The following is a 16,435-nucleotide window of genomic DNA, read 5'->3' as shown; positions in this document are numbered from 1 at the left end:
GAGGCCTACATCGAGGACACGGCGCGTCAGTTGGGCACCGACGAGGAACAAGTTGGAGGCGACGTCACATGTCCCGTCGTTTGGCGACGTCCGCGGCCGTGACGGTGCCTTCCTTGCCACCGAAATGGTGGATGACGTAATTGGCGAGCGCCGCGATTTCCGGATCGCTGTAGGCGTGGGCGAACGAGGGCATGTACACCTCCGTCTCGCCGATGTGCAGCTTCACGCCCTGCAGGATGGCCTGGGTGACGTTCAACCCCGAGGGATCGTTGACGCCCCGGGTACCGGCCAGGCTGGCGTAACGCGTTTGCTGTCCGACACCGTTCCACTGGTGGCAGCTCGCACATGCCCCCTCGAACAGTCGCCTGCCATCGGCATACCGTGCCTCGTCGTCATCGCCTGGGGCAAAGGCGGTCGATGTGCGCACGCCCGCCGGCTGGGGGTCGACCGTGACCGGGTCGTCGCCCGTGCGCGCGGGCACGGTGCGCAGCCACGTCACGAGCGCCGCCGCATCCGCGGGGGTGAGGTACTGCAGGCTGTGGGAGACCGCTTCGCCCATCGGGCCCATCGCCGAGGCGTGGCCTTCGGCGTGACCCGTGCGCAGGTAAGCGGTCAGCGCTTCTTCGCTCCATCCACCGATGCCATGCACCGGGTCGGACGTGATGTTCCAGGCGCGCCACCCTTGCAGCTCGGCCCCGGCAAGCGATTCACCGTGTTTGAGGCCGAAACCGATGTTTCGCGGCGTGTGGCATTCGGCGCAGTGGCCCAGCGGACCGGCGATGTACGCCCCCGCGTTCCATTGCGCGGAACGCGACGGGTCGGCCTGGAAGCGTTCGTTCTTGAAGAACACCGCGTTCCAGAAGCCCATCGCCCAGCGCTGGTTGAACGGAAAGCCGAGGTCGTTGGGGCGCTCGGGCTGCCGGACCTTGGGCAGGGTGAACAGATAGGCCTTGATGGCCAGCACGTCGTCGCGGCTGAGCGCGGTGTAGGCGGTGTATGGGAAGGCGGGATAAAGGTGCTTGCCGTCCTTGCGGATGCCGTCGCGCACGGCATGGACGAACTCGTCGTCGGTCCAGCTGCCGATGCCGGTCTCCACGTCGGCCGTGATGTTCGACGAATAGATCGTTCCGAACGGCAGCTTGAACGGAAGCCCGCCGGCGTAGGGCTTTCCTGTGTCGGGCACCGTGTGGCACGCGATGCAGTCGGCCATGCGGGCGAGGTACTCGCCACGCTGTACCGGGTTCATGCCGGCGGGTGCGCCGGCGAGCACGGGCGCGGTGCCCGGGTCGGGGTCGATGCGATTGAGATAGAGGTAAAGGCCCGCACCGATGACGAGCAGGATCGCGACGACGGCGAGGAGGCGTTTCATGCGCGGTCTCCCGCAGGGCGAACGCCGTCAGTGACGTCGTTCAATACATCCTTCGACGCGTTGAGCGGCGTCCGGCTGACCGGCAGCTCGGTCAGGCGGATACCGGTCGCGGCAAAGATGGCATTGGCGAGCGCCGGCGCGGCGATGGCGGTGCCGACTTCGCCCAGGCCACCGGGCGATTCGCCGCTCTTGACGACATGGACGTCGAGGGTCGGGGTTTCGTCGATGCGCAACGTCCGGTAGTCGTGGAAGTTGCTCTGCTCGATCATGCCGTCCTTGAGGGTGATGCCGTTGAAGAGGGCTGCGCTGAGTCCGAAGAGCAATCCACCCTGCACCTGGGCCTCCACGGAACTGGGGTTGATGACGATGCCGACGTCGACGGCGACCACCGCATGCCGGAGATGCACCTGGCCTTGCGGGGAGACCTCGACTTCGACGATGGCGCAGACGTGGCTGCCGAACGGGGAACCGACGGCGACGCCGCGTCCTACCCGTGGAGGCAACGGTTTGCCCCACCCCGCCTTTTCGGCCGCGAGATCGAGGACGCCGAGTGCACGGGAGCCGGGTTTCATCAGGGAGCGACGGTAGGCGAGCGGCTCCTTCCCGGCGGCGTGGGCGAGCTGGTCGACGAAGGACTCGACGACGAAGAGGTTGTGCGTCGGACCCACGCCGCGCCACCAGCCGGTGACGAGACCCGGGGGCATGTCGTGGCGTACCCATTCGACGAGGACATTGTCCATCTCGTAGGGCAGGTCCGCCGCCGATTCGATGGCGTCGGAATCCATGCCGTCCTTGCCCATGGCACCGGGTGCCCAACGGCCGAGCACCGTTCCGCTGGTGATCCGGTGTTTCCAGGATGTCGGCCTGCCGTCCGCCCCCAGCGTTGCCGAGATGCGATCGAAGTAAAGCGGCCGCACCCGGTCGTGGCGAATATCTTCCTCGCGGCTCCAGATGACCTTGAGCGGATAGCCGACCTGGCGAGCGAAGGCCACCGCCTGTTCGACCTGGTCGGTTTCAAGGCGCCGGCCGAAGCCGCCGCCGAGGTACTGGTTGTGGACGCCGACGGCATCGACCGGGATCTTGCAGATGCGCGCCGCCTCCGCCTGGGCCCGCGTCGGGACCTGCGTGCCGGTCCAGATGTCGCACCGGCCCGGGGTGACGTGCACGGTGGCGTTGAGGGGCTCCATGGGCGCATGCGCGAGCATCGGGGAGACGAAGGTCATCTCCACCGGTGTACCGGCGGCCGCGCCCTCCCCCTTGGGCTTCCGGCCGACCAGGGCGGGGCCGGTGCGCGAGCTTTCCTTCAGGCCGTTGAGCAGTGTTTCGTTGTCGAGGTGTTCGTTGACGCCGTGGCGCCACTCGATGTCGAGCGCTTCCAGTCCGCGGGAGGCGATCCAGAAGTTTTCGCCGACGACCGCGACGGCGTTGTCGAGCCGCAGGACATCGATGACACCCGCCATGGCCCGGGCCTTCGTGTCATCGACCGCGCCGAGCGTGCCGGCGAGTTCGGGCGAGGTGCGAACGGCGGCGAATTTCATGCCCGGCACCTTTACGTCGATGCCGAACTGGGTGGTCCCGTTGACCTTGTCGGGCGAATCGACACGGCGAAGCGGCTTGCCGATGACGGTGAAGTCCTTCGGGTCCTTGAGCTTGACCTGGGTCGGCTGTGGCATGTCCGCCGCGGCCGCCGCCACGGCGCCGAACGCGAGCGTGCGCCCGGTGGGACCGTGCGTGATGACCGCACGGGCGACCGTGCAGGTGGCCGGGTCGACTTTCCATCGCGCGGCGGCGGCGGCGACGAGCATGTCGCGGGCCACCGCGCCGGCCTCACGCAGGGACTGCCACTGCCCCCGGGTACTCGTCGAGCCGCCGGTGATCTGCGTGCCGCCGAGGAGGGCCTGGCCGTAGAGTTCGTCGCTCGGTATGGAATGCTCGACCCGGATCTGGTCGAGACCCACGCCGAGCTCCTCGGCGAGCATCATGCAGATGCCCGTATAGATCGCCTGCCCCATTTCCACGGTCGGCATGACGAGGCGGATCGTGCCGTCGGCATCGATGCGGATGAAGGCATTCGGCGCAAACGGCGGCTTGCCGTCCGCGGCGGCCGCCGCCTCATCGCCCGGCTGGCGACGCGGGCTCATCTGGGCGACCGCCGGCCCCAGGCCCGCCGTCCAGAGGAAAGCCACCGCGAGGCCGCCCCCGGTGAGCTTCAGGGCTCGCCGACGGTTCGGGTCGATGACGTCGAGGTCCGGCCGTCCGTTCATGGCGTGCTCCCGTCGACGACGACCTGCAGGCCGAACGGGCGTCCGGTCGCCGCCTGCTTGATGGCCTCGCGGATGCGCACGTAGGTGCCGCACCGGCACACGTTACCGGCCATGGCCGTGTCGATGTCGCGGTCGGTCGGGTTCGGCTGGCGCTTGATGAGCGCCGCCGCCGACATGATCTGCCCCGACTGGCAGTAGCCGCACTGGACCACGTCGACGGCCAGCCAGGCCTGCTGCACCTTCGCCCCCTCCGGGGTCTGGCCGATGCCTTCGATGGTGGTGATGGCACGGTCACCGACGTCGGCGACCCGCAACTGGCAGGATCGAACCGGCTGGCCGTCGAGATGCACCGTGCAGGCCCCGCACTGGGCAATGCCACAGCCGAACTTGGTGCCGGTCAGTCCGATGACGTCGCGGAGCACCCAGAGCAGGGGCATGTCGGGCGGCACGTCGGCCGGATGGCTATCGCCGTTGATATGCAACGTGTACATGGCTGGACCCCTGGCTGTCGGGCGGATACCCGAGTGGCTGTCGCGCGGACGCGCCTAGCGTAGCGCGATCCGGGGTCGCGTTCATTGTCAGAAAGAGACGAATCGGGCCGATCGACGGACGGGTATAGGGGCTGACGGGCCCGGTCAGGCCACCCCTTCGTGACGCCCTGTTTATCCACGGCATGGACAATGGGACGCCCTACGTCGCATCGACGCCATGACGCCCTTTTTGATGAGGTGAACCATGCCGGACACGTCGCGCTACATCCCGACCAAGGACGGGTTCCTCATGGTGCTCGAGCAGGACGACGTCGTCTTCGATCATCTCAACCGGCTGATGGAGACGGAAGATATCGGCGAGGCGACGTTCACGGGCTTCGGCTTCGTCAAGACCGTGACCTTCGGTTTCTTCGATTTCGACCGGCGCGAGTACGACCCGCGCACGTTCACCCGCTGCGAATTGGCCAACATGACGGGCTCCCTGGCGTGGAAGGACGACGCGCCGTCGATACACGCGCATGGCGTTGCCTGCGACAGCACGTTTGCCTGTCACGGCGGCCATCTTCTCTCACTCGAGGTCGGAACTGGCTCTTTGGAAATCGCCATCGTCCGCATCGCGCCGAAGAGCCGGCGCCTCGTGCGTACGGTCGAGCCCGCCTTTGGAGCCAATGTCCTTCGCGTGCATGGTTCGCCCGGTCGGTAAGACAGCGCCCACCGGCCCGTCATTCCTGCGAAGGCTGGAATCCAGCGTCTTTCGCCTCACCCCAGCACCGGGCAAACGACGCCAGCCCCCTGCCTTCGCAGGGGCAACGTGAGGGAAGGAACCCTCCCGGGATACCCTATCGTCGTAAAAAGGTGAGAATCAGAAGTACGACACCAGAAAGGATGCCGATCACATTGCACACCAGTGCGACGTACCCATCGCGCTTACCCTCCGCCATCAATCGTCTTACCTGTTCGATGGCGGAAACGTCTCGGCCATAGACCTTCAGGTATTTGTAATAGAGCCGCGTGGCGATAAGCCCGGATACACAGAGAACCACGGCTGCAATGACGTGAATGATTGAGTATTGGGCTTGCGTCACGGCGACGCCTCCATCCTGAACTTGAACAAGCGTTTCTGCGCACCGACCGGGCCCGTCAAATACGCGCAAGCACTCTTGTCCAGCCTCCTTTCATCGGACTTTCAAAGCGCCGCAAGAAATCACCCGATTCGTCGGGAAAGCTGGGAAAGTGGTCGGGTGATCATGAACAAAGCTGCGATGCAGCGCATGAATCCCGCCACGGCGGTTGCATGCAGCTCACTTTCCGTGACGAAAACAAAATCCACCGGCCGACGGTAGGCAAAGACATCCCCCTAGGCCGTCACGGATACGAACCAGATCGATGTCCGCGCCAACGGTCGGAACCAGCTCATCCACGATACTCACAAGGTTCTTCTGATCGTCAATTGCTTGGAAAAAATGCAGTCAGCGAGGCACGGCGATCGCCTGCACGGAGTCCACTAGCGTGCGTGACCACACATCGTCGCGATTGCCGTTGGTCAGGTAGACGATGACATAGTGATCGTCCAGATTCGCACCGTAGAGGATGCGGACGCGTACTTTCGTGCCTCCGTCGTGCCCGAGCTCATGCCATCGGCCGGCTTCACCGTATTCCCAACCGGATGCAAAACCACCTGAATTGCCATTGGGAAAAACATACGGATGCCAGTACTTGACCAGGGCGTCGCGTGGAACGAGCTTCCCATCGGCAACGGCCGAGATGAAGGTCTCCAAGTCTTCCAACGTGGAGACGATACAGCCCTGGGCGATGGCGTAATCGGGCCAGTTGACCTGCGGATCGAGGATGGCGCGCCCATTTTCCGCGCGATAGCTGCTCACCATGCCGCCGGGCGGGTGCGAAGGCTCCAACGACGTGTGATGCAGGCCCAAGGGGCGAATGATTCGCTCTTCCACAAGGGCCCGGTATCGCTCGTGCGTCACGTTTTCCAGTACCGCCTCCAACACCAAGTAGTTCGTTCCCGAATAGCGCGTCTGCACGTTGGGGGCGGAAGTGACTGGCTGCCGGCTCGCGGCGTCCCATGCCGCTTCGAGTGAGGGAGGAAAGGGGCGGTCCATATGCTGCGAATCGAAGAAATCGGGCAGACCCGACACGTGATTCATGAACTGATCTATTCGGATGGCGCGCCACGCCGTGGGCAGGTTCGGGACGTAACGCGAAGCAGGGGCACTCAGATCAATCTTGCCCTCTTGGGCGAGCTGAAGGACCAACGTATTGGTGAATAACTTGCTCACCGAATAGATGGGAAAAGGCGTGCTTCGAGTGATGGGCTTTCCACCCCCCAGTGCCGTCGTCCCCGTCATCCCCTCGTAGATGAGCTGGTCGTTGTGACGAACGCGCACCGCCTGAGCCGGAATGCCGTGACCTAAAGCGTTCGCCTTGAGCTGGGCGTTGAGGGCGTCCTCCAGATCGGTCGACCGTGCCGGACCGCTAATTGCCATACAAAGGCCGAGGACAAGGACGCATGCCTTCATCATATTCACCCTGAGGACCAGGTCGTCAGGATGCCATAGCGATCGAGGGCAAGCACCTCTGACGCCATCGCCGCTACATGGGCAATGATGTAGATCAGCCGGGTTGAATATGTGTTTTCAAACCAGGAAGACCACCATCGCGCATCAGTAAAATCACGCAAAGGCACGACACGCCGTCTTTTGTGCATCCGAGGCATACGGGGTTGACGCCCACGATCTGGGAAGTGACGAAGTCGAGGGTCACTCGACTACCAGGAAGGGTCTTCGCCTGGCATTGTGAAACCATCAGTTTCGTCGTACGAACGGGACTCCCCCCCCCAAATTCCATGGGAAGCTGAGACATCAAGGATGCTTATCCCGCGGAGGCTGTTCGACCTCTACCGTGTCGCGGTCGGGGCGCGCGATTCCCCAAAAAAGTAGACCCGTGGCGAATCCCAGGACCGCGGCGACGACAGAAAACGCGATGAACGGCTTCCACACCAACAAGGTACGTTCCGCCATTTTGTCTGCGAAAGTTCCCCACCACACAATCACAGAAGCCGCAAAGCTACAAAAAATTCCAATGGCGGCGTAGGCCCAAGCGGATCGCCACTTCATCTTAAGGACAAACAGGTACAAGGGAATTCCTGGGAAAACGAGCGTTGCGTAGCTCAGTGTGAGCGTGAACATGCAAACCCAGAGGCCCTCCGCGGGTCTACCCATCAACGCAATGAGCATGAGCAAAGAGGATGGCACCAACGGAGCTATCGCGAGCGCTTTGATCTGACGGCGTCTAGCTTGCGTCATTACCAACATCCTGAATCCTCCACTGAACGGCAGTGAAAGACCTCCGGAAGGCGTGGAACCCTCCACTCCACGGGGCCCGCCCCCTACAGCATCGCTGAATGAGTGGAGTATCCGTCGGCTGCCGCTCGCCGGTGACGAAGAACGAAATAACGGGATACCAATGCAACCAATCAACCCACCAACTCGGACACGCTGGCAATCAAAGCGACAAGCTCAGCCCCCCCCCCCAACTGGGTTCGAGTACCAACAATGATCGCCGGCCAGCCATAATCTGTCCGACAATGGTAACCATGCGTTCCTCCGCCAGGAACGAACTTGAGTCGGACAAGCTGGTTGCCCACGCCAACCGATCTTCCACGAATGACCTGCTGATATTCTTCCCCGTGATGACCATCATCCTGGAGACCACGTTCTGCGAAACGAAGTCACTCATCCTGAGAAATTCGCACTCGTGGAGTTGCAGTTTTCTTCTTTCTCCTTGTGGGAAAGCGAAAGAAAGGACGACGCCACCCGGGTCAACCTTTTCGACACCTGTTAGTTCGACATCATGATAGCCTTCCATAATATCGCGATTCATAAGTGTCTCACTGAGACGCCAAGAAGTAATCAGTGTAGGCAGCGGCTGCGAGAATTCCGACCGGCATTCCGACGATCATTAAGACCACTCCTATCCACAGGCGTTTCCACATTTTGCCCCTGATCGCCGCGGGAACGCCATATGAAGCGCCTTGCCCTGCGCGTCCGACAGCCCGGTTACAACAACAGCAGAACTGTCCCAAAACACTACCTCGAACTTCGCCCCGGGCACCTGCGGAGCATATGACGTTGGGGCCCATATCGCTTCATTCCCATCGGCAAAAGGCGATGCCGCGATTGCGGGTCGCTCGCCCCGAGCCACCGCGTCAAAGATGCCCCATGAGAAGGTCGGCTCGTGCGAAGAATAGAGGGCGGCCATATCCTCCCCTGTGAGCCACCGATTGTTGGACGCTATCGGCCACGGGCAACCTTCCAACTCGGACACATACCAGTCAAAGTCGCTGACCTGGATACCCATCGCATCCATGATATCGGTCAGTGAAGGGAGAGGCGTTCCTTCAATCACCACTTTCATGAATTCCATCCTTTAGAGTCACGAGGTAGGGGCTGTTTTGGGCGATGTGGTTGCGTCACCGCCCGCGTCGGTCAAGCGTTCAAGGTGATCCTTCCAGCCACGCTTCAATGACGGCCACCCATACTCCATCTCGCCTGCCAATCCTTGCTCGCGCCAACAGTTCATCGTCGGTCACGAAGATTTCCATCCCTTCCTGAAGGGTGAGGCCTTGCTCGCGCAAAGCTTCCAGCGTGCCGCGCGTGTTGAGCCGGATGGTTCGCTCATCGTGTGCGCTGTTGAAATCGACGGGCAGCCGAGGCGTCGTCATGGAGCCTCCATTAGGATTGGAACTATTAAGAGCCTCAAAAGCATGGACCGAATCTCTCAACGATCAACCCTACCAGGGTAAGGTCTGCGCCGGATCCAGACGCCGCAACGCACCGACCTCTTTATGCACCCGTCGTCGAGCGATCATATAGCTCGTTATTGCGCCTCACCTGTCGAAGAGGGTCGATCCGTCCGGGCAACTAGCCAGAACACAAGTCCTGACAAGCTGCCCAGGAAGCAAAAAATGAGTGTAAAAGCGACCATACCGATCCATGGGCCCGATTCATGCGTCGTAAGCGCCTTGATTGCAGTACCCGCAAAAAGAAACAGAGACGCTGACAGTCCACAAAGTACTCCAATGAGCATGTAAGCCCATTTAGACGTCCAACCGAGTTTCCGGAACAGGAAGTACAACGGGACCCCGGGGAAAACGGTTGCACCCGTCGTAAACGGCAGAGCAAACAACGCAACCCAGATCCCCTCCGCAGGTTTCCCAATGGATACCAGAAACATGAATGCGGGTGCTACGAGAGGAGCGACGGCGAAGGCTGCGACCTGCCGCATGATGCCGGTCTTCACAATAGACATCCCGTACTCCCACCCTCGCCGGTACAACTGGTTGGACTCGTCGGCTTGGAGGGAGCCTGGTGTTCCCAAACCGAATTAATCATCGGGCCAACTTTTGACACCGGTGATTGCAGCTCTCCCGTATCCTCATCCCAAGACCGGACACGATTTTGGTGCGTCTAGTGAGGCGTCAAGAAGTACTGAGTGTAGGCAGCGGCTGCGAAAATGCCGACCGGCATTCCGACGATCATTAAGATCACTCCTATCCACAGGCGTTTCCACATCTTGTCCCTGATTGCGAGAAGCAGATTTTTCCCCCTGCGGACGCCGGGCCCGTCGGACGGCTTGATAAAGTTCCGCGGATTCAGCAAGAAGTCGTAAGACTGATTTTCCGAAGAGTCAAAGTCTAGAAACTCCCCGTGTTGTCTGGCAACTTTTTGCGCCTCGGCTTGCGCCTGCCGAACACGGAACATCGTTGTCAAGACGTAACTGAATCCCGGAGCGCCTCCGACTAAGAAACCAAATAAACCTAAGTCCATGTGCCGATCCTAGTCAATGGTATTGGTCTTACGTACTGGGGATGGTCCACGTCGATGGTACCAAAGGCGTTGTTGGCGGCGGAGGCGGCGGAGGCGGCGAAGGCTTGGGATCACCGACCTTCACCGTTGGCCTCACTGCAGGTGGGTTGCCGAATATGGTGTAGCCCACTGACTGAGTTATTGATGCATGCACTTCAAAAGGCAACTGCGGTATTTTTCCGCCTACGTAGAGACTGCTAACCGAGTTGCATCGATCGCAGATGCTTTGCTCATACCCCCCTGAAGCACCGAAAACATTCACGCCTCCGCCCGCGCTCGCGGCGCCACCGGTATCCGCAAATTCTTCCGCTGAGTTTGCCTTTGAATAACTACCAACAATGACCAGACTCGGGCCAATTGCGGTTGATGCGGTTCCTCCAGCAGCGTTGTAATAACCGACGCTCAGAGTCGAAATTTTCAGGCCATCCATGCTCACAGTGATCTGCCTGGTGCCGGTGACACCACCCAGCGCAGATATACTAACGTTGAATCCAATCGCGAAGGTTTCCTTGCCATCCGGATCGACGTTTCCGACCGGATTCGAATTGGCATATTCGTAAAGTCCGAAGTTATGAACATGTCCTACGGTGACGCCTTGCGGATCTGTACTCAAAAACCTACCCACCACCGGGTCATAGTACCGGGCCTGCATGTATAGCAGACCCGAATCGAGGTCATTCACATGTCCGGTGTATCCCGGCCCTTCCACTGGGGTGCCCAGCACCTCGCTGCCATAGGGCCGGTAGTCCGACGTCGTCAGGATATTCCCGGAGGCGTCCGCCGTCGCCAGCGGGGTCCCCTGCTGGTCGGTGTAATAGTAGGTGACGGTCTCCGCTGCCTGCGAGAAACATACCGGACTCATCACCAGCAACAGGGCGACCACGAGCCAACGGCCAATGCGAGTCATCGTCTTCATCGCTTCAGTTTCCATTGGCCACCTGCGTCGATGCGGCGTTGCTGTTGGCGGAGCATCCGTTGGCATTGCATGCCTTGACCGTAAACACAACGGTGGCGTTGACCCCCTGCGGAAAGATCGTGGCGGTAGTGTTGGGCCCGGTGTAGACCAAGCCGTCTCCGCTGCCTGGCGGCGGCGTTATCTTGGCCGTGAGCTGATAACTTGTGGCACCCGCTGAAGCGTTCCATTTTGCGACGGCTTCCATTTTTCCGGGAGCCCGGGTGGTGCTGGCCGTCAGATTTGCAGGCGGAGCAGGAACCAAGGCCACAACCACGGAGACCACCCCACTGAAGGGCCCGCACCCGCCCGCGTTGCAGCCCTGCACCTGGTAGTAATAGGTGCCGTTACCCTTCCCGCAGATGCCAAGGGCGCCCGAGCCGTCGTTTCCAATCGTGACCCATCCTGCCCCGTTGGTGTTTTCCTGCATCACATAGGAAATCGCGCCCGGCACGCCGCCCCAGTTGATGGTGTAGCACCCGTTGCTGCTGCTTCCAGGACCAGAGATGGCGGGCGCCTGGGAGGGCGGAATGGTGACCGAGGACACGCCCACGGGACTGTAGGCGCCACAACCGTTGGCGTTGCATCCCCTGACCCGATAGTAGTAAACGCCGGTCGCCCCGACCCCGATGCTCGCGCTCGTCGCCGCACCGTTGTAGACCGCACCGTAATTGGCATTATCCGTGCTCTGTTCGAGCGAGTAGCTCGTCGCATAGGCCACTGCCGGCCAACTGATGCCCAGTACTCCCGTACTCGTTCCCGGCACACTGATGGAGCCTGGTGCCGGCGGAATGTGCGCGACGCGGACGGTGGCGCTCGCCACCCACACGCTACAGCCGACCGCGTTGCAGGCGCGGGCCTGGTACGCATAGGTGCCGTCCGCCGGGTTGGCAATCGTCACGGTGGTGTTGCCCCCGGGCGCAGGCCCGACGTCGGCAAAGGCGCCCGAGTTGAACCGTTGCTGGAGATTGTAGGAGGTTGCGGTCGGCGAACTCGACCAGGTGACCGAGATGGACGAAAGATCTCCCGCGACGCTCGCACTGACCGAGGCCGGCGCCACGGGAGCGGTGGGCGCCGGAGCAACCGCGATCGTCCCGATGGCACTCCAGTTTCCGCATCCGCCTGCATTGCACGCATGAACCTGATAGTGGAAGGCTCCAGCGCCCGTCTGGGTGATGGACTTGCTCAGCGCGGTCCCGGTGTAGATCGTGGTCCATGCGCCCCCATCGGGCTCTTCCTGAAGTTCATAGCTGGTGGTCGCTGCCGTCGCCGTCCAGGACACGGTGTAAGCGGTCGTGGCCGTGCCGGTCGCCGGCACGGTCAGGACGGGCGCGGCCGGCACCAACACATGGTTCGTACGGGCGACGAGCTTCTTGCCGAGATAGATGTAGTCAGTTCCGCTATTGGCAGCAGGATCGAACTGCCAGAGCAACTGGCCATCATGGCTATACAGCGAATAGGTGATGGCACCGTTCGCCGCAGTGGCTTTGACGCGCCGCCCTTCGGCATCGTACCGGTAGGTATCGACACCCACGAACGACGTCAGGCGGTTGGCTTCGTCGAACGTGTACTGCGCACCGCCGTTCTGGGTGACATTGCCTCGGGCGTCATAGGCGAAGGTACGCGAAACGCTTCCTCCCGAAATGCTGCGAAGCAGGTTGCTGCCGTCGTAGGTGTAGGTGTTGGTCGAACCGCCCGAGGCCATGCTGACGATGTTGTTGAGCGGATCGTAGGCGTAGGTCTCCGTGCCATAGAGCGACGCGGTGGCGGATTTCAGACGGCTCAGGCCGTCGTACTGAAACGAACGATTGCGGGTCGTGCCGTCGACCAGGTCGGATACTCCGGTGATATTGGCGTCGTTGTCGTAGCTCAGGCCTTCGCTGACCTGAAAGGTACCGCCACGCGAGAAGGTGAAATCCGAAAGGAGGTTCCGCGCGTTGCGTTGGCCCAGGTATTCCGTGCCGTTGCCCAGGGTCGCGTGCTGGAGCTGGTCATCCGGAAAATACGTGGCCGCGGTGGCATAGGCTCCCGCCTGCGTGGGGCGCCCGTAGGCGTCAGGGGAAAACGGCACGGCCTTGCCGTCCGGATACGTCATCGCGGCCAGCGCGCCGTTGGCGTCGTAGCCGAAACCCACCGGCCAGACATGACCATCCACCGACAGGCTTTGCGCCGTCGGCAGGTCGCGCTTGTCGTAGGCGAAGGTCCAGACGATACCGTCGGTCGCTTCGGTGAGCACTTTGCCGGTCGGGGTATACGTGAACACGCTCGCCGGCGTCGTGCCCGGATAGGTCACCTGCGTCACCCGGTTCAGCGCATCGTAGGCCCGCATGACCTGGGCACTCGCCGCCACCTGGTCGTTTCCGCAGGCTCCGGTACCGGCAATGGACTGGCCCTCGGCGGTCCACAGCACGTTGTTCGCGGCGTCGTAGGCCGTGACGGTGCTGCCGGTCTCCGGCTCCACCGAGCGGCACAGGCGATGGAAGGCGTCGTAGACGAAGGTTTTGACGATACCTCCCTGGGCGATCTGTGTCGGATTGCCGTACACGTCGCGCGTGATCGACTGGGTGACACCCTCCGGCGCCTGCACGATCACCGGATGATCGAGCGCGGGCTCATCGAAAACCTGATACGCCGTGGTCACGACGTTGCCGTTGGGATCGGTCACCTGCTTGCGCGCTCCCGACAGATAACTCGTGGTGGTCGTCAGCGCCGCGCCCGTCTCCGACGGCTGGATGCTTTGCACCACGCGTGACAAAGCATCGTAATTGGTGGTGATGCCGCTGGTGACACCGTTGAAATCCGGCGAGCCATCGACGGGATACGACTGGAAGGTGACGTTGCCACGCCAATCGTGCGCGGTGACCGTCGTGGTCTGCATCCCCGAATCGCTCGTGCGCCAATGCCCCGTCACCATCGGGCGCAGGAGCGCGTCGAAATAGGTGGCGTCCGCGTGAACACCCTGGGTGACGATGCGCCGCCAATGATTGGCGTCCACGCCCCGCTCCGCCGTGGATACGAAGGCGTAGGAGAAGACCTTCGGCGCCCATGCCACGGAATCGCCCGCGGGATAGGAAATCTGCGCGATCCGACCCATGCTGTCGTAAGCGTAGCTGGTGGTATTGCCCGCCTGGTCCGTCAGGGACGCTACTTCGCCGAAGTCGCTCACCCCGATGTGTTCCGTCGTTTGATCGGGATACGTGACGAGGGTCGGCAAGCCGCGTTGATAGCCGGACAGCGACGTCGTGTGACCGTTGCCGTCGGTATAGGTGGCGAGTTGCCCGGCGCCGTCATAGGTGTAGCTCATCAGGGTCTGCCCGAACCGGGCGCGACTCTGCAGCAGGTCGAGCGCATTGTACGTGTTGAGGGATTCGGTCTCCGCCGTGGTGCCAGAGAGATTGGTCACCTGCGTCGGCAATCCGAGCACCCACAACGCAGGATCATTCAGGTAACTCGTGGATTCGACGAACGGCGACTGGCCCGCGATGGTGTTGCCCCGGCGCACCTGGACCGGGTTGGCGAAGGCGTCGAACGACTGGGCCGTCCAGGTATAGGTGTCTCCATCCTGCACGATGGTGCGCGTCGTGACAGGGGTCAGGCGCCCCATCTGGTCGGCGTTGACCGCGAGGATCTGCGAGCGGCCGAGCGTGGCCGGCCAGGGCCATGGGGAGCTGCCGTCGGCGTTCGGGAGCGCGTATTGCGACGCTTCGGTGCGCACGACGGCCGAGGTGTCGTCCGCCGAAAAGAAGTCGCTTTGCAGCAACAGGCTCTCCGACGCGTCGAAGCGATTGCTGAAGGTATAGCGCGTGGTCCGGTTCGACGGATCCACCATCTCCGTCGTCACCGTCGATGGGCAACCGGTCGTGCAGGTCGACCAGCTGTCGTTGGGCGCGGAGTAGCTGTAGGTCCAGGTTTGCGTACCGATGCCCGCCCCGCTCAATGTGCGCTGGATGAGCGAGTTCCGTTTGTAAGCGGCAGGAAAACGGTTCTGAGGCGCGCCGTTGACGTTGAGGCAGACGGCCGGCACATAGGAGCGCCCGCGGATCGTGCTGCGCAAGGTGAAGGTGCCCGTCACCCCCGACGGCTGGGTGATCGATCCCGACGACGTGACGGCGTCCTGTGGCCGAAGCACATAAGAACATCCCTGATTGAGGATGAGCAGGCCGTCGGTCGGCAGCGGCGCAAAGCCGCCGAGGTTGAAGCTCCATGCGCTGCCGTCGGGCAACTGGACACGGTTGAGGCGAGGCAATACCGGATCGGTGCCGTAACCGTAGGTCCAGGTGCGGGGCGCTGCGCTGGCCGGCTGGACGGTGATGCTGTGGACCCGATAGGCCACCGGGTCATAGAAGTTGCCGAAGGGATCCTTGGCCGGGTTTTGCCAGGTCTCATAGGCAAGCGTGACCTTTCGGCCGTCGCTGCCGTCGATCTCGGTGAGATTGCCGTTGCCGTCGTAGCTGTAGGTCACCGAGTTGCCGAAGCGGTCCACCACGCGGGAGACGTTCATGGTGGCCAGTCGGCGATGCAACGCCCCACCGCCGCCGGTAGCCATGTAGTCGGTTTTCTTCCAGAGCAGCACGTCCAGGTAGTACTTCGTGCCGTCCGGGGACACCGCGACAAAGCCCTCCCCCGGCTGACCGTTCGAGGTCGCCGGAGTGCATCCCACCGCCCAGCGCTCTTTCGTGACCAGCGGAAACTTGATGGGGTTACCGTCCGTTCCCGTCATCGCCGGAAACTGCGTGTTGTTGGTATCCCGCGTCAGCAGATCCTGGCTTCCATGCCCTGGCACGATCAGCTGGTAGCCGTGCCACCAGTCGTCCGCGGCATAGGTCAGGACCGTACCCTTGAAGGTGATGAATTCGTCGGGACCGCCGTCGGGAAAGCTGCAGCGTTGCGTATCGGAAATGAAGGACCAGCGCGCCGTGGACGGAGGATCGAGATTGGCGGTGCCGCTCGCGGCCGAAAGCGTTTCGATGCGCGGCGTTTCCAGCGACCAGTCGACGAACGCGTTATCGATGAAGCTGTAGTAGACGGAGTCGGGCGGCGCGTCCGCCGGATGGAATGAGCGCGTCAACTCGATATCCGGCCCCTGGCCGGTCAGCTTGATGTCGTTCTCTTCGAACGACAGTGCGCCGTTGTAGAGACTGATGCTTTCGCCGAAGGGATGCTCCCCGACCGGCTGAATGTCCTCGGACACCTTGATGCGCTTCTGGAACTCGCTTTCGGGGCTCACCGCGGCCGATTGCGCCAGCACCTCCCCGCTCACCCACGCCAACATCAGGGCAAGCGCCACCGGCGCGACCCTCCCCCGCACTGCGACGTTCGACATCCGTAGTCCCCTGGTTCCCGCTTGAATTGTCGGGTCGCGAGTCCCTACCCCACGACCGCCCCCTTGCCGTAAGTGAATACGGTGGCGTTAGCATCTGAAACGGGGAATTAAGTCTTCGTAAATGCGAGATGTCAGGAATTTACGATTTTTG

The 16,435-nt window shown here is 62.2% G+C and carries 13 protein-coding genes; 1 reads left to right on the top strand and 12 read right to left on the bottom strand.

Annotation, left to right across the window (positions count from 1 at the left end; genetic code table 11):
- Positions 1 to 64: 64 nt before the first annotated feature.
- From L2Y94_RS09760 to L2Y94_RS09750, 3 genes are read right to left on the bottom strand one after another with little or no spacing between them, the layout of a single operon-like run.
- Complete coding sequence (locus L2Y94_RS09760) at positions 65 to 1,369, bottom strand: c-type cytochrome (protein WP_247374729.1); 1,305 nt, start codon at positions 1,367 to 1,369, stop codon at positions 65 to 67.
- Positions 1,366 to 3,633 (bottom strand): xanthine dehydrogenase family protein molybdopterin-binding subunit, encoded by a 2,268-nt coding sequence (locus L2Y94_RS09755; RefSeq protein ID WP_247374728.1) that lies wholly within the window; start codon positions 3,631 to 3,633, stop codon positions 1,366 to 1,368. Before L2Y94_RS09755 ends, L2Y94_RS09760 begins: the two co-directional genes overlap by 4 nt.
- Complete coding sequence (locus L2Y94_RS09750) at positions 3,630 to 4,124, bottom strand: (2Fe-2S)-binding protein (RefSeq protein WP_247374727.1); 495 nt, start codon at positions 4,122 to 4,124, stop codon at positions 3,630 to 3,632. Before L2Y94_RS09750 ends, L2Y94_RS09755 begins: the two co-directional genes overlap by 4 nt.
- 289 nt (positions 4,125 to 4,413) lie before the next feature.
- Between L2Y94_RS09750 and L2Y94_RS09745 the strand changes: the two genes are divergently transcribed.
- A complete protein-coding gene (locus L2Y94_RS09745) occupies positions 4,414 to 4,827 on the top strand; it encodes a PPC domain-containing DNA-binding protein (RefSeq protein ID WP_247374726.1) in 414 nt (137 codons plus the stop codon).
- 136 nt (positions 4,828 to 4,963) lie between these two features.
- Here L2Y94_RS09745 and L2Y94_RS09740 read toward each other — a convergent pair whose 3' ends face one another.
- The 9 genes from L2Y94_RS09740 to L2Y94_RS09700 all read right to left on the bottom strand — a co-directional run bounded on the left by L2Y94_RS09740 (position 4,964) and on the right by L2Y94_RS09700 (position 16,284).
- Positions 4,964 to 5,209: a hypothetical protein gene (locus L2Y94_RS09740; RefSeq protein ID WP_247374725.1), complete on the bottom strand. Its 246-nt coding sequence runs from the start codon at positions 5,207 to 5,209 to the stop codon at positions 4,964 to 4,966.
- A 384-nt stretch (positions 5,210 to 5,593) separates the two neighbouring features.
- The gene (locus L2Y94_RS09735) at positions 5,594 to 6,664 is read right to left on the bottom strand and encodes a serine hydrolase domain-containing protein (RefSeq protein WP_247375202.1); all 1,071 of its coding nucleotides are present in this window, start codon (positions 6,662 to 6,664) and stop codon (positions 5,594 to 5,596) included.
- 339 nt (positions 6,665 to 7,003) lie between these two features.
- Positions 7,004 to 7,330, bottom strand: a complete 327-nt coding sequence (locus tag L2Y94_RS09730; protein ID WP_247374724.1) for a hypothetical protein — start codon at positions 7,328 to 7,330, stop codon at positions 7,004 to 7,006.
- 316 nt (positions 7,331 to 7,646) lie between these two features.
- On the bottom strand, positions 7,647 to 8,024 hold the full coding sequence (locus L2Y94_RS09725; protein ID WP_247374723.1) for a hypothetical protein: 378 nt from the start codon (positions 8,022 to 8,024) through the stop codon (positions 7,647 to 7,649).
- 90 nt (positions 8,025 to 8,114) lie between these two features.
- Positions 8,115 to 8,558 (bottom strand): hypothetical protein, encoded by a 444-nt coding sequence (locus L2Y94_RS09720; protein ID WP_247374722.1) that lies wholly within the window; start codon positions 8,556 to 8,558, stop codon positions 8,115 to 8,117.
- 79 nt (positions 8,559 to 8,637) lie between these two features.
- Positions 8,638 to 8,865, bottom strand: a complete 228-nt coding sequence (locus L2Y94_RS09715) for a hypothetical protein (protein ID WP_247374721.1) — start codon at positions 8,863 to 8,865, stop codon at positions 8,638 to 8,640.
- A gap of 745 nt (positions 8,866 to 9,610) precedes the next feature.
- Positions 9,611 to 9,970, bottom strand: a complete 360-nt coding sequence (locus tag L2Y94_RS09710; protein WP_247374720.1) for a hypothetical protein — start codon at positions 9,968 to 9,970, stop codon at positions 9,611 to 9,613.
- A 28-nt stretch (positions 9,971 to 9,998) separates the two neighbouring features.
- Positions 9,999 to 10,940 (bottom strand): RHS repeat-associated core domain-containing protein, encoded by a 942-nt coding sequence (locus L2Y94_RS09705; protein WP_247374719.1) that lies wholly within the window; start codon positions 10,938 to 10,940, stop codon positions 9,999 to 10,001.
- Positions 10,930 to 16,284 (bottom strand): RHS repeat domain-containing protein, encoded by a 5,355-nt coding sequence (locus tag L2Y94_RS09700; RefSeq protein WP_247374718.1) that lies wholly within the window; start codon positions 16,282 to 16,284, stop codon positions 10,930 to 10,932. The genes L2Y94_RS09705 and L2Y94_RS09700 overlap by 11 nt, the downstream gene beginning before the upstream one ends.
- Between the last annotated feature and the right edge of the window lie 151 nt (positions 16,285 to 16,435).

This window comes from Luteibacter aegosomatis, from assembly GCF_023078455.1.
GTDB lineage: Bacteria > Pseudomonadota > Gammaproteobacteria > Xanthomonadales > Rhodanobacteraceae > Luteibacter > Luteibacter aegosomatis.
This window is presented reverse-complemented; position numbering and strand designations above follow the sequence as displayed.

Coding starts and splice junctions, on each gene's coding strand:
- L2Y94_RS09715 (WP_247374721.1), bottom strand. CDS start 8,865: ATGACGACGCCTCGGCTGCCCGTCGATTTCAACAGCGCACACGATGAG.
- L2Y94_RS09700 (WP_247374718.1), bottom strand. CDS start 16,284: ATGTCGAACGTCGCAGTGCGGGGGAGGGTCGCGCCGGTGGCGCTTGCC.
- L2Y94_RS09745 (WP_247374726.1), top strand. CDS start 4,414: ATGGTGCTCGAGCAGGACGACGTCGTCTTCGATCATCTCAACCGGCTG.
- L2Y94_RS09750 (WP_247374727.1), bottom strand. CDS start 4,124: ATGTACACGTTGCATATCAACGGCGATAGCCATCCGGCCGACGTGCCG.
- L2Y94_RS09735 (WP_247375202.1), bottom strand. CDS start 6,664: ATGATGAAGGCATGCGTCCTTGTCCTCGGCCTTTGTATGGCAATTAGC.
- L2Y94_RS09760 (WP_247374729.1), bottom strand. CDS start 1,369: ATGAAACGCCTCCTCGCCGTCGTCGCGATCCTGCTCGTCATCGGTGCG.
- L2Y94_RS09755 (WP_247374728.1), bottom strand. CDS start 3,633: ATGAACGGACGGCCGGACCTCGACGTCATCGACCCGAACCGTCGGCGA.
- L2Y94_RS09705 (WP_247374719.1), bottom strand. CDS start 10,940: ATGGAAACTGAAGCGATGAAGACGATGACTCGCATTGGCCGTTGGCTC.
- L2Y94_RS09730 (WP_247374724.1), bottom strand. CDS start 7,330: ATGTTCACGCTCACACTGAGCTACGCAACGCTCGTTTTCCCAGGAATT.
- L2Y94_RS09720 (WP_247374722.1), bottom strand. CDS start 8,558: ATGAAAGTGGTGATTGAAGGAACGCCTCTCCCTTCACTGACCGATATC.
- L2Y94_RS09710 (WP_247374720.1), bottom strand. CDS start 9,970: ATGGACTTAGGTTTATTTGGTTTCTTAGTCGGAGGCGCTCCGGGATTC.
- L2Y94_RS09725 (WP_247374723.1), bottom strand. CDS start 8,024: ATGAATCGCGATATTATGGAAGGCTATCATGATGTCGAACTAACAGGT.